Source organism: Vibrio aquimaris (genome assembly GCF_009363415.1).
In the GTDB taxonomy this organism is placed as follows: domain Bacteria; phylum Pseudomonadota; class Gammaproteobacteria; order Enterobacterales; family Vibrionaceae; genus Vibrio; species Vibrio aquimaris.
Window position 1 is genome coordinate 322,094 of sequence record NZ_CP045350.1, and the last position, 13,308, is coordinate 335,401.

A 13,308-nucleotide genomic window follows, 5' to 3' on the forward strand; every position below is an offset into this window, starting at 1 on the left:
TATGAAAGCCGCAACTGCGTGTGTCGATTTAGGTGCATTAAAACACAATCTTAACCAGCTCAAGTCCCAAGCTCCCAACAGTAAGGTCATGGCAGTGGTTAAAGCCAATGGATATGGTCATGGCCTGCGACATATTGCCACCAACGCCGAAGGTGCTGATGCCTTTGGTGTGGCCAGAATTGAAGAAGCACTGCAGCTGCGCGCTAGTGGTATTGTAAAGGCAATCTTACTTCTAGAAGGCTTTTATTCAGCAGGTGATTTAGCCGTGCTGGTGACTAATAACATTCAAACGGTTGTACACTGTGAAGAGCAGCTTAATGCATTAGAAGCGACAACCCTTGATACTCCTGTTGTAGTCTGGCTCAAAATCGACAGTGGAATGCACAGGCTCGGTGTTAGGCCAGAGCAATACCAAGAGTTTATTGCTCGCTTGAATGCCTGTCCTAATGTTGCCAAACCGCTGCGCTATATGAGCCACTTTGGTTGTGCTGATGAATTAAACAAACCAACCACGACTGAGCAGACAGAACTTTTCATGTCTTTAACTCAGGGCTGTGAAGGGGAGCGCTCTCTTGCTGCCTCGGCTGGTGTTTTGGCTTGGCCTGAAAGTCAATTGGACTGGATACGCCCCGGCATCATTATGTATGGCGTGTCACCGTTTGGGGATAAAACGGCGGAACAAATGAGTTACCTACCTGTGATGACTCTAAAATCCCATTTGATTGCTGTGCGAGAGGTTAAGGCTGGAGAGAGTGTCGGATACGGCGGCGTATGGACTTCACCTAGGGATACAAAAGTTGGCGTAATAGCAATAGGTTATGGTGATGGCTATCCAAGAATGGCGCCTAACGGAACCCCAGTATTAGTGAATGGTCGTAAAGTACCAGTTGCCGGACGGGTGTCTATGGACATGTTAACTGTTGACTTAGGGCCAGATGCGGTTGATAAGGTCGGTGATGAAGCCGTTCTATGGGGACGGGATCTGCCCGTGGAAGAGGTGGCTAACCACATCGGTACTATTGCTTATGAGTTAGTGACTAAGCTCACCTCACGGGTTGAAATGGAATATATTTAAGTGAGTCTTCGCTTGCCTTTTGGTGGTTAACTATTATTTCTATTATGTATAGGTAAGATGTAATTGACATGGACTATGTGAAGTGGTGAATGAGACCAGCAGTACGATGATATCCTGTGAAGAATGCGGGTTGATCGTAGAAATACCACCATTGAGAGGGGGCACTAAAGCTCGATGTCCCCGTTGTAACCATCTTCTCTGCGAGCATCCTAGAAGTCCTTATCAAACAACCATATCTCTCTCAATTGCAACATTGATAATGCTAGTACTGAGTATCTCTTTTCCTTTTATGTCATTCAGTGCTCAAGGAGTTTTACAAGAAATAGCATTGCTTGACGCTGTCACAATGTTGAAGGTTCATGAAAATGCTGCACTAGCCGTAGTACTACTACTAACAGTGATCATTCTCCCAGCTTTATATCTAAGTTGTGTTTTAGTGCTGTTTTTGTTGATGCTTGGACAAGGTCTATACAGGCAGCGAAAAAATAGATTAAAAACCGCTCATATTCTGGCTAGGTTGATTTTCTTTATTAAGCCTTGGATTATGGTAGACGTTTTTTTAATTGGGATATTAGTAAGTCTGATTAAAATAGCGGCACTGGCTGATATTAGCATGGGATCTTCTTTTTGGGCTTTCTGCTTATATGCTCTACTTCTGGTAAAGAGTATTTCATCGATAGACCGAAATTGGTTATGGAGTCAATTATTTGAGCTTAATAAGCTTACAACGGTTAAGCCTAAGATTGAACTTAGAAATATATCAGAGGGTGTAGTCGATTGTCATATGTGCCATCAGTTAAACCGTGTTTCTGAAAGTCAGTGTATTCGCTGTTCCAGTCGTTTGCGTTTAGTCGAGCCGTTAATTACGATACAAAAATCTTCGGCTCTATTGTTGACGGCAATGGTCTTTTACATACCTGCAAATATGTATCCTATTATGTACACGTCTTTTCTGGGAGCTAGCGAGCCATCGACTATTTTGGGGGGGGTAATACTACTGTGGGAACATGGTTCTTATCCTATTGCAATCGTGATATTTGTTGCAAGCGTCTTGATACCATTGGCTAAGATGATAGCCATGTCTTGGTTGCTTTTCTCTATCGGGAAAAAAAACAGCCACTTTGACTCACTCAGAAAGTTGAAACTTTATCGAGTTACAGAGTTCATCGGTCGATGGTCAATGATCGATGTATTTGTTGTCTCTGTGTTAGTCGCTCTTGTACAGTTAAAGGGATTAATGGCGATTTACCCTGGTCCAGCTGCATTCTCATTTGCGATTGTTGTTATCTTTACCATGTTGTCTGCGATGGCATTTGATTCGAAGCTGCTTTGGAGAGATAGACAGCATTTGGAGCATTCAAAAATAAAATAGTGAACGGAACCATTTTATATGGAACACAGTAATAAAGCACACCTATCATCACAGAAACAGATTTCAGCAATTTGGATAGTTCCAGTTATCGCTCTTATTATCGGTATTTGGATGCTTTATCAATACGAAACTTCCAAAGGTAAAGAAGTCAAAATAGTTTTGCCTTCAGCTTCTGGGATTGAAGTAGGGAAAACTCAAATAAAGCTCCGTGATGTTCAAGTGGGCGTGGTGACAGATGTAAAACTAAGTGACGACTATAGTCATATAGTTTTGACCGCTAATATAAACAAAGACGCTGAGCGGATGCTACGAGAGGATACTTTGTTTTGGATCGTCAAACCTCGCATCGGTACTGAAGGTATTTCTGGACTAGAAACCATTCTATCAGGGGCATATATTCAGCTTCAACCAGGGAGTTCATCAACGCCCAGAGATAATTTTCAGATGTTGGATATTCCTCCTGTGGCGCCTCCTGATGCTAAAGGGTTAAGAGTTGTTTTATCACATAAAAAGGCAGGTAAACTTTCAGTTGGCGATCCTGTTATTTATCAGGGATTTACGGTTGGTCGAGTTGAGAAGGTCAGCTTTGATATTAAGAAAGAAAAAGCTTTGTACCAGCTTTTTATTTTTCAACCTTATGATGAGTTGGTTAGAGATTCAACCCACTTTTGGATTGAGTCGGGTATGGATATCGATCTTAATACTCAAGGGTTTAACATCCATTTAGGATCACTTGAAAGTTTGATTTCCGGGGGAGTGAGCTTTTCCGTACCTAAAGGAATGAAATCAGGTGAAACTGTTACTGAGCAGATGAAACAATTCCGCCTTTTCAACAGTGCTAAAGATGTGAATGAATCGCGCTACATTCGCAATATCGAATACGTGATGTTGTTTGACGGTTCAATTAGAGGTTTAAACGAAGGGGCGCCTATTGAGTACCGTGGTATTCGTATCGGAACTGTAGAGAAAGTACCTTTTAGTCAACCAATTATGAGCAATGATTTTCATGCTGACTCTGTACCTGTGTTAATTCGCATAGAACCAAATCGCCTTTTTGAATCCTCAGGAAATTTTGCTACTGACCAGCTAAAAAACAAGATTAAAATTGGTTTTGAAAACGGCCTTTCAGGCAGGTTAAAAACGGGAAACTTTCTCACAGGGGCATTATTTGTGGACATAGGATTTGAAGAATTAAAAGAGCCCTACGTCCATCGAAAGTCAAAAGGGTACGACGTATTTCCTACTCGGCGTGGAGCTCAGGATGAAATTCAGAAACAAGTAATGAGTATTGTGAGTAAATTAGATAAGACTTTGGCTTCTTCTGAAAAAGTTATGAGTGATCTTGAAAAGTTAATTGCTCGTGATGACACGCAACAGTTACCTTCTCAATTGGTTATAAGCTTGCAGAAAGTGCAGGACACGTTAGATAGTATTTCTGAAGGTTCGCCTGTTTATCAAAACTTGAACGATGCATTGGCGGAGTTCGAAAAAGTGATGCGAGAACTCCAACCGCTGATTAAAAAGGTCAATGACAAACCAAACTCTTTAGTATTTGGTGATGATGCTCCTTCAGATCCAACACCAGCAAAAGGGAAATGAGTATGAAAAATGTACTTTTATTGTGCTGTCTATTATTTGTTGGTTGTGTTAACGAATCAGCCCAGAAAGGTCAACAATACCTGCTACCAAACAACTCGCCGGCTATTGTAGCGTCTCAAGAATCTCCAATCTTGACAGTCCAAACAGAGCTGTCAGAGTATCTGAGTGGGGCTGGTATTGTATACCGAACCTCAGATTCGGAAGTTAATGTGGCGCAGTATAATCAGTGGGCTCATGGCATCAAGGAGCAACTGACTACGAATATCATCCATCAACTACGTTCTAAGCAAGTTAAATATTGGCCTATAGAACCCAACTCTTCTATCGACGTCGATAGTATGCAACTTTATGTTCGAGTTCAAAAGTTTAATGGTGTTTACACAGGAATGGCGGAATTTGCCGGAGAATGGCTATTAATTGATGCAAACGGGCACATTGTCATGAATGAATATTTTATGATTGAAACACCATTGGAAAAGGAAGGGTACTACTATCTAGTTGATGCTTTGTCTAAAGGTATAGACAAGCTTACAGAGGACCTAGCGTCTAAACTCAGCCATAATTAACTTTTTTGTTTACCCCACTTTAGATGAGATAAGCATGATTGAATGTTTTATGACATAGTGATGAGGCATGCCATTGTCGTTTACTTCCTTGAACAGTGTTTTATCTTCAACGAGTTCAATTCTATCAAATTATTCAGAAATCGATTGGATAAATAACTGTAATATTCCCACAGAAATTGATGCTAATTCCGGTAATTGTTGTTCTATTTCATCGGTTATAAGATGAAATCCACGAGCTCTCGCTGTGAGTCGAATGGTTTGTTGGCTCCACATACAGTCCCCTCTAAAATCTATTTGGCAAATGACATCATTATCGGTATCGTTATGTGTCAATGTTGTTTTAAGTCGACAAGCTTAATTAGTAACTAATGTGATTTGACTCAATAATCTTACTGTGTGACTGAGTCATAATGTCGACCTGAAAATTTATTACAAGTTTTTGTTCACTTGTTTAGCTTTGAGAACAGAACTACTTTTGCTTAATTGGGACTGCTACTGATCGCAGTTTTCCTCACTATCATGACCAAACCAAGTAGAATTGTATCTACTCTAACACTGGGAACGTCACCATGTTGAAAAATATTAATCCAACACAAACACCAGCCTGGAAAGCGCTTACACAGCACTTTGAGTCGGCACAAGATATGGATCTAAAGGAGCTATTTGCTCAAGATGAGACACGCTTTGAGAAGTTCTCTGCTCGATTTGGCTCTGATATTCTCGTCGACTACTCAAAGAACCTAATCAATGATGAGACACTCAAGCATTTATTTGCTTTGGCAGACCAAACTGAGCTTAAGTCGGCGATTAACGCTATGTTTGGTGGTGAGGCTATCAACAAGACTGAAGATCGCGCCGTATTACACACCGCGCTGCGCAATAGAAGTAGCAATCCTGTGTTGGTTGATGGTGAAGATGTCATGCCTGCGGTCAATACAGTGCTGGCTAAAATGAAATCTTTTACTGATCGCGTCATCGGCGGTGAATGGAAAGGGTACACAAGCAAAGCAATCACAGATATTGTCAATATTGGCATTGGTGGTTCTGATCTTGGCCCTTATATGGTCACAGAGGCGTTGGCACCGTATAAAAACCACCTTAATCTGCACTTTGTATCGAATGTGGACGGTACTCATATCGTTGAGACGTTAAAGTCATTAAATCCAGAAACTACGTTGTTTTTGATTGCTTCCAAAACCTTTACCACTCAAGAGACTATGACGAATGCTCATACTGCTCGTGATTGGTTCCTTAAATCGGCGGGTGACAACCTTCATGTTGCCAAGCATTTTGCCGCACTTTCTACCAATGCAGAGGCTGTGTCTGAGTTTGGTATCGATACTGACAATATGTTTGAGTTTTGGGACTGGGTAGGCGGTCGTTACTCGCTTTGGTCAGCAATTGGTCTATCTATTGCCCTTTCTATTGGTTTTGATAATTTCGTTGAGCTGCTTGAAGGCGCGCATGAAATGGATCACCATTTTGCTTCGGCTGAATTAGAGAGCAACTTACCTGTCATTCTTGCTCTGATTGGCTTGTGGTACAACAACTTCCATGGCGCTGAGTCAGAAGCAATTTTACCTTATGATCAATACATGCATCGTTTCGCTGCTTATTTCCAGCAAGGTAATATGGAATCAAATGGTAAGTATGTTGATCGGGATGGTAAAGCTGTCACCTATCAAACAGGACCTATTATTTGGGGTGAACCAGGCACTAATGGTCAGCATGCTTTTTATCAGTTGATTCATCAGGGCACCAAATTAATTCCTTGTGATTTTATTGCGCCTGCACTTAGCCATAATCCCTCTGGCGATCATCATCAGAAATTGATGTCTAACTTCTTTGCTCAAACTGAAGCACTAGCTTTTGGTAAGAGTGAACCCGCTGTTCGAGAAGAATTTGCAAAAGCGGGTATGAGTGAAGAACAAGTTGCAGATCTGGTTCCTTTTAAAGTCTTTGAAGGTAATCGCCCTACAAACTCTATATTAGTCAAGCAAATCACGCCTCGTACATTGGGCAATCTTATTGCAATGTATGAGCACAAGATTTTTGTTCAAGGTGTTATCTGGAATATCTTTAGCTTTGACCAGTGGGGTGTGGAGTTAGGTAAGCAACTTGCTAACCAAATTCTACCTGAACTTGCTGATGAGTCAGAAGTGGTGACACACGATAGTTCAACCAACGGACTGATCAATGCTTTTAAAGCTTTTAAAGCATAAGGTCTAGCCTTGATTAATAACGCCAGCTAACTCGCTGGCGTTATTATACGGGCATATCAATCTGGTCAGACAGTATGGTCAATACTACCGTGGGAGTCTGTATGAGCGATGAATTTTTGGCCCAATAAGGAAACCAATTGATCATAATATTGCATGTTTGGTTTGTTACCCAGCAGCTTACATAATTCATTACCAGTAGGGCTAAAACGATAGTACAGCAGGCGTACACCTTTAGCATGAGCTTGCAGTGACAGTTGCTTACCTTGGTAATTAAGTGGTAAGGGAGAGTCTAATTCTATTTCTCCAGACTCAAGTTCGGTTCCATGCATTAAACCAAGTTCGAACAAAACTAGCAGACTTGAGTAGGGAAGTTGGAAGCTACCGACATTGATATTGCCAGTAATGTTACGTTTACCAAAGCTAAAAATTCCCCCTTGGGCACGAAAGCCGATTAAGAGTTTACGGCTAGTATCTCCCCCAAAACTGCAGGCTAGAGCAGCCGCTCTTTGTAATACCTGTGCTTCTTTAGGCGACATATCTTTGAGCGTTTTCAGTGCTTTCATCGAGGTAGAGCCTGGGTTAGTTACCTCACGCTTGAGAACTTGAGCCCAAAGGCGCTGCATGGAAGGGTTGTGAACTTCTTGTGCCATATTGAAAAAGCGTTGTAACCAATCATGGTCAGGATCGCCTGCCGTTTCATTTTTACATGATAGATGGGCAAGTTTCAGGATTTGCTCTAGATTTTTTTGCTGTAGTTCTTTTTGTCGTCGCTCTCGGACTAGGGCTCGTTCCAGCGCCGTCTTTTCAGGTGTCTCCTTTTGCAACAGTGCATCAAGCCCATGAGTATGGGCGATGCTCATAATTCGGCTAGCGCTATCCTTGATGTAATTAGGTTTTTTCTCATGTCGAGATTCAGAGTTTGGCTCATGATCGATAACCACGGGTTTTTGCTTCTCAGACATGTGAATACCTAGGCCCTATTGACCGCAATAGAAACGAACATCCCTTAAATCTACCTCTTAACAGGCTTATCTGCCAGAGCAACTCTGTGAGCAACCTTTGAAAATTGATTCTATGCCAAATGATAATAACTTGTTAAAATTGTTATAGATGCTTGGGGGGCTTATGAAGTTTTTAAATGATAACAAACTAAGAAAGCACCTATCAATTACCCTATTGTTTCTCGTATATCTGGCTGTATTAGTCTATTTGTCTAAATACGTGTGAGCAAAGCGGATAATTGACAGGTTGTATTCATGTTATGACATGCACTTTCTAGTAGTCATCGTATTCTTCGATACTGGTGCCTTCTAACATATAACCAGTCTCCGCTAAGTCATGACTCATGGTTACTGTTTTCAGTTTTCCAACCACATAAATGACATCCCATAGCTGTTGTACAGGCGCCCCTTTGGGTAATTTAACATATACGATTTGATTTGGTGGCGGTGGTGGCACATGTATACATGCCCCAAAATAAGGAACGAGTAGAAACTCGGTCACTTTGTTAGCATCACCTTCTAATGGGATAACAAACCCAGGGATTTTGACTGAGCTACCGTTAAGATCCTGACGTACTTTACCCACTAGAGACTGCTTGGCGGCGCTGCCAGAGTGATTTTGAACAGGCATGCCTTGAGCGTTGAACTGGTTACGTTCGCTTTTGGGGATCAAATCTATCCAGTCTAGTTGAAGAACATCGCCTTTCTTATTGTCTGCAGCCTTAATTTGGGTGCTTTTACTCTCGGCCTTTTGGCTTTTTTCAGCTGACGCTTTTGATGCTGTCTGTGTGTTTTCCTGCTTAACACTAGCCGCTTTTTCTTCATTGGCATTCGCCAAGCCTGTTACCAATGAGACTGCTAGTATCATTGGTATAAATAATTGCTTTTTCATAGTTAAACTCTAATTGTCATCCCATCACTTAGTGATTGTTTATAGGCGCGAAAGGCCGGTATGAAGCCTATTACTGTACCTGCTAGTTGCACAGCTGCAAGAAGCTTCCACTCGTAATGAGATAAGGCGACCATTTCAATATTAATTCCATAATTTTGTTGGATGAAAGGAGCAATACTTGCCAATACACCATACAGTATGGTGACCCCAGCGACCAAGCCAAGCAAGGTAAGCGTACTGGCTTCGAGAACAAGTAGGGACAGTATATGTTTTGGCCTTGCGCCCATCGCCCGCAAAATAGCCATTTCGCGGCGACGTTCTTGCAAGCTAGTCAGTAAACTTGACAGCATCCCGAGAAGTCCCGCAATAACAACAAATGCAGAAATGACCATGAGTGCTTGCTCTGCAACTGACATCATCCCCCAAAGTTCATGTAATGCTACGCCAGGAAGAATGGCACTTAGAGGCTCTTTTGGGTAGGTGTTGATTTGTCGCTGTAATGAAAAAGCTTGAATTTTGGACTTTAAGCCGATGAGCATCGCAGTGATTTGCTGTGGCTGAAAATTCTGCTTCTCCAATTGCTGGGCACTTGGAGTGTTACCAAGGTGGGCTCCTGACTCCCAACCTACATGAATAGCTTCAATTGCCTCAAGTGATACATGTACGGTTTTATCAACAGGGGTTCCTGTTGGTGCAAGTATGCCAACCACTTTAAATGGCAGGTTGTCATGACGACTGAATCCAACATCACTGATCCCATGAGCAATAATAATTTCAGTCCCGATTTGGTATCCCAGCTCACGAGCTACATCTGAGCCGATAACTGTCTCGAACAGGCCTGAGAACTCTCTACCTTCTGACAATTTTAATGGGGATTTTTTCCCATAGCGGTAATGTTCAAAATAGCTATGGTTGGTTCCCATAACGCGAAAACCTTTGTGAGAGTCCCCCAAAGAAATCGGAATCGCCCATTTTACTGCTCTGTGCTGACTGAACTCTTGATAACTTTTCCAATCGATATTGTTTGTGGCGTTACCAATTCGAAATACAGAATATAGGAGTAAATTAACTTGGCCTGAACGACCACCAACGATAAGGTCGGTACCGGAAATGGTATTCGCAAAACTGCTTTTGGCTTGAGTACGAACGCGCTCGACACCAAGTAGTAATACTACCGATATCGCAACCGTCATGATCGTTAACATGGCTGTGATTCGGCGGTTACGGACGCTCTTCCAAGCAAGCATAAGTGTTGGGCTCATGATGTCACTCCCGCTCGATTAATTTCATTAAGGTGTAGAGTTCGATCAAACATACTTTCTAGGGTTGGATCGTGACTGACAAACAAAAGGCTTGCTTGTGCTTGTTTGACCTGATCCATCAAAAGCTCGATAAAAGCAGAGCGATTGTCATAGTCCAGCGAGGAAGTCGGCTCGTCGGCAATGACTAAAGCCGGTTTGCCAATTAGTGCTCGCGCCGCGGCTACCCGTTGCTGTTGACCAATACTTAATTCAACCACGGGCTTATGCATTAAATCATGCGGCAAATGAAGGCTATTTAGTAGGTCTTTTGCCTCGTCGACCATAGGTTTGTCCAGTTTGGACTTTCGCAACTTGGAAAACTGACAGGGAAGAGTAACATTTTCAATCACGCTAAGGTAAGGCAATAGGTTAAATTGTTGAAAGATATAGCCAATATTATTGGCACGGAATGTATCTCGTTGGCTACCAGACATTTGTACTAAGTCTTCTCCCAGTACACTTAGTTTTCCAGTATCGATAGTCTGAATACCAGTTAAAAGTCCCAGTAACGTTGATTTTCCACAGCCGCTTGGACCTTTGACAAATAGATGCTCTCCCTCTTGGACAGATAAACTATCTATATTCAGTGTTGGCGTTTGGTTGCCCGGCCAAGTAAAGGACACTTGCTCCAGCTCTACTACGCCGTGATTAGTATTTTTTCTCATCGGACATAACCTGAACAGATAAGCCTGAAGGATATATCTTCAGGCTAATGAGTTTTAAAGTGAAATCTTAGTGGTGCTAGGAGATAGTTCTAGGGCCGTCTGGGCCTTATCCGTTAGTAGATTAACACTGATTGACTTTGTCGATGGGAAGTGAGTAAACCATTGGGTATTGATAGATGAGAGAGCATCAAGATTGTCACACTGGTAGTGATATTCAACCGCAAATTCTCCATGTCCACCCTCATGATCATGATGATGTTCTTCATGCTTATGCTCTTCTTCATGGTCATGATGACCGTCTTGACCGTCTTGACCGTCTTGACCGTCGTGGCCATCGTGACCATCGTGACCATCGTGACCATCGTGACCATCGTGACCATCGTGATCATCGTGATCGTGTTCATCATGTTCATCCGAACTCAAAGTATTGGTGACAGATTGATGCACGATTTTGCAACCGGCACTGGCAGTCAGAGCAAATAGAGAATTAGCATTTTCTAGTTTTGCGATGGTTTGCTCTAATGCTTTTTGTTGCTGCTCATTTTTAGGCGCATGCTCAAAGCCTAACACATCAGCTCCTGGGGCATGAATTTCCATGAGTAACTCATCACCATCTTGGGCAATGTTGAGTTCTACGTGACCATGCTCGTGGGCGTCATGCTGGCGAAACTCTTCATCGGCTAATGCTGAAGTACTTAGAACTAGGCTAATAATTGTTGCGACTTTTGTAATGGAATGCATTGTAAATCCTAATCAATGGTAAATTAAAAATGGGGGGGCTGTGTTTTGAGACAACCGCTTGTATGACATTTCTTTGTTTAGATTAGGTTCACTGGTGGAGAACGAGCGAGGTAACTAAAAACAGCTTTTTGATACAAATCATACTTTTGACTAAAGCTATGCTCATGAGCTAACGGGTTATCAAATAAGGTTATTTGACTATAGTTCGAACCATGCTTCAAACAGGAAAAGAGTTGGCAGTGGTGCTCATCATGGTGTGTGCTGAATTGATACTGATGGAAAATAGAAGCCCAACTCATCCAGAGCACGAGCACGATTGCAATCACAGCCAGTGTGCTTGAATGTCGTGCTGGTGGTCGATGAGTTTGAGTCATAGCGCTTAAAATCGTGTTTAATGTTAAAGTTGTTATGTTATAACAACTAGGCTGCAAGCGCTATGTTCAAATTTGTATTAAATGTTGTCTTTGATTAAAGATAGAACTTGCTCAATTTCGCTTTGGTTTAGCGCGCCTTCCTTGACGAAAAGAACTTTCCCTTGTTTATCTTGTACAATAATTGCCGATGATTCTTCCTGTAGATCCCAGGCTCCAGCCACTTTGCCATCTTCATCGAGTACCATAGAAGACCAAGGAAAATCTTTTTTGCTATCTTCCGCTGAAGACTTTACAAAAGAGCCTGTTCCCCAGATAGCATCATTTTGATTGATGATCGACGTGGTTTGATAGCTGTCCTGAGCAAACTTAGAATCTGTAATGGCTGCCATGAGTGGTTGGTTGAGACCTTTTGAACTGCTGCGGCCTGCAATGGCCTGAATGACCCTTACTTTGCCGATCATATCTTGAGATGACCACTCTTGATAACTAATGTCATCACCTTTAACTAGGATCTCGCCGTAATTTTTAACTTCAACCAGAGGTAATGTCTGATCGACTTTGATGTTGTGTGCTGAAGCTGTAAAACTACATGCCACCGCTAGGGCAACCAGGGTTTTTATTTTCATTTTGTTTTTCCTCTGGGTTGAGTGTATCGATTATATAGTGAAAACTGCTCGCGGGATCAGCGATACATTAATGCAGAAAACTTTGTTGCATAATTGTGATCTCAACTGCAGCTAACTCAGAGTGGGTTTTCTAAAAACGAGGGTTATATTTTGGCGGCGAGCAATAACCCAATATCTAGCTTGATGTTATAGCCAGCATTCTTGCTGGCTAAATAGGACGAAACAGGATTATTCGGTTTATCCATTTTATGGAAAACAGACGCCAGTTCCATTTAAGCCACAATAGCCATTGGGGTTCTTAGCCAAGTATTGTTGGTGATAGGTTTCTGCGAAGTAGTAGTGACTAGCTTTTTCAATCTCTGTAGTAATGTTGGAGCCGCTAGAGTTAAGCAGTCTTTGATACTCGTCTCTGGAATTTATGGCTTGCTCTAGTTGTTGTTCATTGTACGTATAGATGGCTGAGCGATACTGAGTTCCCATATCATTGCCTTGACGCATTCCTTGAGTGGGATTGTGGCGTTCCCAAAAAGTGCGTAGTAATTGCCCAAAGGAGATGATGTTTGGGTCGAAAACGACTCTCACTACCTCTGTGTGTCCCGTTTTCCCAGAGCAGACCTCCTCGTACGTTGGGTTGGGAGTATAGCCGCCAGAATATCCGACAGAGGTGCTGATAACCCCCTCTAACTGCCAAAATAAACGTTCTGCTCCCCAAAAACATCCCATACCCAATAAGACTTCTTGGCAACCTTGAGGAGGTTTTGCTTTGATGTTTGATTGATTCACATAGTGCTTATCATCAACATTTAGTGGTTGATCACGACCAGGAAGGGCTTGTTGGGAGGTGACGGGGATTTGTTTATCGAGCATGACTCAT

General features: G+C 42.2%; 13 protein-coding genes and 1 pseudogene. 5 read left to right on the top strand and 9 right to left on the bottom strand.

The annotated features are described in order from the left end of the window. Position 1 precedes the first annotated feature (1 nt). From alr to FIV01_RS01580, 4 genes are all read left to right on the top strand, one after another. Positions 2-1,075, top strand: coding sequence for an alanine racemase (gene alr / locus FIV01_RS01565; protein ID WP_152431623.1), 1,074 nt, complete (start codon positions 2-4; stop codon positions 1,073-1,075). 106 nt (positions 1,076-1,181) lie between these two features. After that, positions 1,182-2,447: a paraquat-inducible protein A gene (locus FIV01_RS01570; protein WP_152431624.1), complete on the top strand. Its 1,266-nt coding sequence runs from the start codon at positions 1,182-1,184 to the stop codon at positions 2,445-2,447. A gap of 18 nt (positions 2,448-2,465) precedes the next feature. Beyond that, a complete protein-coding gene (gene pqiB, locus FIV01_RS01575; protein ID WP_152429430.1) occupies positions 2,466-4,046 on the top strand; it encodes an intermembrane transport protein PqiB in 1,581 nt (526 codons plus the stop codon). A 2-nt stretch (positions 4,047-4,048) separates the two neighbouring features. Beyond that, positions 4,049-4,612, top strand: coding sequence for a PqiC family protein (locus tag FIV01_RS01580; RefSeq protein WP_172971803.1), 564 nt, complete (start codon positions 4,049-4,051; stop codon positions 4,610-4,612). Between the two features lie 135 nt (positions 4,613-4,747). Here FIV01_RS01580 and FIV01_RS20685 read toward each other — a convergent pair. Then, positions 4,748-4,885: pseudogene (locus tag FIV01_RS20685) on the bottom strand (secondary thiamine-phosphate synthase enzyme YjbQ); the annotation flags it as partial. A 296-nt stretch (positions 4,886-5,181) separates the two neighbouring features. Between FIV01_RS20685 and pgi the strand changes: the two are divergent. Beyond that, complete coding sequence (gene pgi, locus FIV01_RS01590) at positions 5,182-6,834, top strand: glucose-6-phosphate isomerase (RefSeq protein ID WP_152429432.1); 1,653 nt, start codon at positions 5,182-5,184, stop codon at positions 6,832-6,834. Positions 6,835-6,899: 65 nt separating this feature from the next. Here pgi and FIV01_RS01595 read toward each other — a convergent pair whose 3' ends face one another. The 8 genes from FIV01_RS01595 to msrA all read right to left on the bottom strand — a co-directional run bounded on the left by FIV01_RS01595 (position 6,900) and on the right by msrA (position 13,301). Beyond that, a complete protein-coding gene (locus FIV01_RS01595) occupies positions 6,900-7,796 on the bottom strand; it encodes a TIGR03899 family protein (RefSeq protein ID WP_152429433.1) in 897 nt (298 codons plus the stop codon). 313 nt (positions 7,797-8,109) lie between these two features. Then, a complete protein-coding gene (locus FIV01_RS01600) occupies positions 8,110-8,727 on the bottom strand; it encodes a DUF3299 domain-containing protein (protein WP_415846761.1) in 618 nt (205 codons plus the stop codon). A gap of 2 nt (positions 8,728-8,729) precedes the next feature. Then, positions 8,730-9,989 carry an ABC transporter permease gene (locus tag FIV01_RS01605; RefSeq protein ID WP_152429434.1) on the bottom strand — a complete coding sequence of 420 codons (1,260 nt, stop codon included), beginning with the start codon at positions 9,987-9,989 and terminating at the stop codon, positions 8,730-8,732. Next, positions 9,986-10,693 (bottom strand): ABC transporter ATP-binding protein, encoded by a 708-nt coding sequence (locus tag FIV01_RS01610; protein ID WP_152429435.1) that lies wholly within the window; start codon positions 10,691-10,693, stop codon positions 9,986-9,988. The genes FIV01_RS01605 and FIV01_RS01610 overlap by 4 nt, the downstream gene beginning before the upstream one ends. 54 nt (positions 10,694-10,747) lie before the next feature. Continuing rightward, positions 10,748-11,434: a zinc uptake protein ZrgA gene (zrgA, locus tag FIV01_RS01615; protein WP_152429436.1), complete on the bottom strand. Its 687-nt coding sequence runs from the start codon at positions 11,432-11,434 to the stop codon at positions 10,748-10,750. A 77-nt stretch (positions 11,435-11,511) separates the two neighbouring features. Then, on the bottom strand, positions 11,512-11,808 hold the full coding sequence (locus FIV01_RS01620) for a DUF2607 family protein (protein WP_152429437.1): 297 nt from the start codon (positions 11,806-11,808) through the stop codon (positions 11,512-11,514). A gap of 77 nt (positions 11,809-11,885) precedes the next feature. Next, positions 11,886-12,434 carry a YtfJ family protein gene (locus tag FIV01_RS01625; protein ID WP_152429438.1) on the bottom strand — a complete coding sequence of 183 codons (549 nt, stop codon included), beginning with the start codon at positions 12,432-12,434 and terminating at the stop codon, positions 11,886-11,888. Positions 12,435-12,680: 246 nt separating this feature from the next. Beyond that, the gene (gene msrA / locus FIV01_RS01630) at positions 12,681-13,301 is read right to left on the bottom strand and encodes a peptide-methionine (S)-S-oxide reductase MsrA (RefSeq protein WP_152429439.1); all 621 of its coding nucleotides are present in this window, start codon (positions 13,299-13,301) and stop codon (positions 12,681-12,683) included. Positions 13,302-13,308: the final 7 nt, after the last annotated feature.